Genomic DNA, 2,215 nt, shown 5'->3' with positions numbered 1-2,215 from the left:
TGTCAAGCGAATCGAGGAATTGACCCCTCTGCCGAATTGAAGAACTGACCCCCTCATTGGTTTGCAGTTTCGTTGGTTTCAAGCGCCGCTCCGGCCTTCTGCAGAAGGCCGGAGCGGCGCTTTTCGCGAAGTCGGTAGCTATCGCCCCGAATGGTGATCACTGTCGAGTGGTGAAGCAGGCGATCCAATATTGCCGTGGCAACGACGGGATCCCCAAAAACACTTCCCCATTCGCCCACGGAGCGATTTGAAGTGATCAGGATTGAGCCCTTTTCGTAGCGCCGAGACACCAGTTGGAAGAACAGGTGGGCGGCATTGGCCTCGAAGGGCAAGTACCCCAGCTCGTCGATGATCAACAATTTCGGTCGCGACAGAATCGTCAACTGTTTGTCGAGCGAGCCGTCGCTGTGAGCCTTCGCCAGCATAGCCACCAAGGTAGCCGCCGTGACGAACTGGACGTTGTAATTTTGACGGATTGCCTCGCGGCCGAGGCTCACAGCCAAATGCGTCTTGCCTGTACCTGGTGGTCCAAGGAACAGAACAGTATCACCGTGGGCGATCCAGCGGCAGGTCGCAAGTTCCCTGATCTGCCCCTGATCCAGCGAGGGCTGCGCCTCGAAGTCGAAGCCGTCCAGTTCGCGCACGAACGGGAATTGCGCCAGCTTGCTCGACATCGATATCCGCCGCTCGTCGCGCCGGGCGATCTCGCGCGATACCAGGAAGGCGAGAGCCTCCCGCAATGTCATCTTCGACCGCGCTGCCTCGTCTAGCAACGTATCGAGCTGGTCGCGGATTGCCGTCAGCTTCAGCCGGTCGAGCGTTGCGATCAGCACGTCATGATCCACAGTCGTCATCACCAGCCTCCTCCAACCACTGCTTCATATTCCGCAAGCGGCCGCAGCAAGGCAGCGGGCGCGGCCTCGATGGCCTCTTTACGCACCGGCCCGTCGAAGCCGGTCACGCCAACAAAGTGCGCCCGGTCCACAATTCGTTGTCGTCGCCCCCGGCACTGGGGATGGTCAGCGATGACCTGGCCGGCATGACGGATAATCACGCGGCCGGCCAACACTACGACCTGAACGCTTTCGCCGATCAGGTGCCAAGGGACCGAGTAGCTGTTGGTATCGAGGTCGATCGCGCAATCGGCTTGAACCTTGCGAACCAGATCCCGCAATTGTCCGAAGGGTGCCCGTCCGGCCAGCGGACGTAGCGCCTTGGCTTCGTCGGCAAAACGTTCCGCCGGTTTGACACCGGTGGTGCCGTGTTCACGCTGGTCGGCAACTTCGCGTGTCCATCGATCCAGGTGCGCTTCGAACTCGGCCCAGCTCTCGAAGCGTCGCCCGGCGATCGCGTTCTTCTTGACATAGCCGACCCCCCGCTCGTCTTTGCCTTTCGTTCTCGCCCGATACGGTGCGCAGGCCCGCGGCGTGAAGCCCCAATAACGGGCAAAAGTATGCAGTCGCGCGTTGAATCTTACCTCTCGCGTCACCGCATCATGATGCTCGACCAGGGCTTTCGCATTGTCGATCAGCACTTCCGCCGGAACCCCACCAAACCGCAGAAAGGCGCCTTCCATCCCCTCGAACCAGTCCGCCTGCCGCTCCCTGAGTGACGCGCGAGCATGCATCCGCCGCGAATAGCCCAGCGTCGCCACGAACAGATGAACCCGAGCCCGCTCGCCGCCGATCCACACCTTCGTATCACCGAAGTCGATCTGCATCTGATGGCCTGGCGCCGTCTCAAAGCGGACTGTCGCCCGCTTCTGTGCTTTTAGCTCTCGCCGCCACTGCCGAACTCGAAGCTCAACTGAACGCAGACCGATGGTGATTCCATGCTCACTCGCCAATTCCTGGCGGATTACATCCGCATTGCCGTCATGCCGGAAAAAACGCTCGCGAAGCCAATCATCAAGCCCGTCGAACGCCGTGCGTCGAACAGGCTGTTTGAACGGTGCAACTCCGCCTTCTCGAAGATAGCGCCGGACCGTATTGCGGGCGCATCCGAACTCCTTCGATAGACGTTTGGCGCCCCAACCGAGCTCGTGCAGCCGCAACATCGCCACCACCTCATCAGCCTGAAGCATATCCCCGTCCTGCATCGTTCGCGACAATGCAGGATGCGATAAAATCGTGCTCGTCATCCATCACTCCTCGTTTTGACACGAGGGGTCAGTTCTTCGGTTCGTTAGGGGGTCAGTTTTTCATTTCGCCCGACA

Annotated in this window: 2 protein-coding genes; both read right to left on the bottom strand. The window is 60.1% G+C overall.

What is annotated here, in order from left to right:
- Positions 1 to 53: 53 nt before the first annotated feature.
- Positions 54 to 854, bottom strand: coding sequence for an IS21-like element ISSme2 family helper ATPase IstB (gene istB / locus GGD50_RS32485; RefSeq protein WP_183941377.1), 801 nt, complete (start codon positions 852 to 854; stop codon positions 54 to 56).
- Complete coding sequence (gene istA, locus GGD50_RS32480) at positions 854 to 2,140, bottom strand: IS21 family transposase (protein WP_132720766.1); 1,287 nt, start codon at positions 2,138 to 2,140, stop codon at positions 854 to 856. Before istA ends, istB begins: the two co-directional genes overlap by 1 nt.
- Positions 2,141 to 2,215: the final 75 nt, after the last annotated feature.

Source organism: Martinezella paranaensis (assembly GCF_014200235.1).
Lineage (GTDB): Bacteria > Pseudomonadota > Alphaproteobacteria > Rhizobiales > Rhizobiaceae > Rhizobium > Rhizobium paranaense.
Note: the sequence above shows the minus strand (reverse complement) of the source record. Positions and strands in the feature narration are given on the sequence as shown.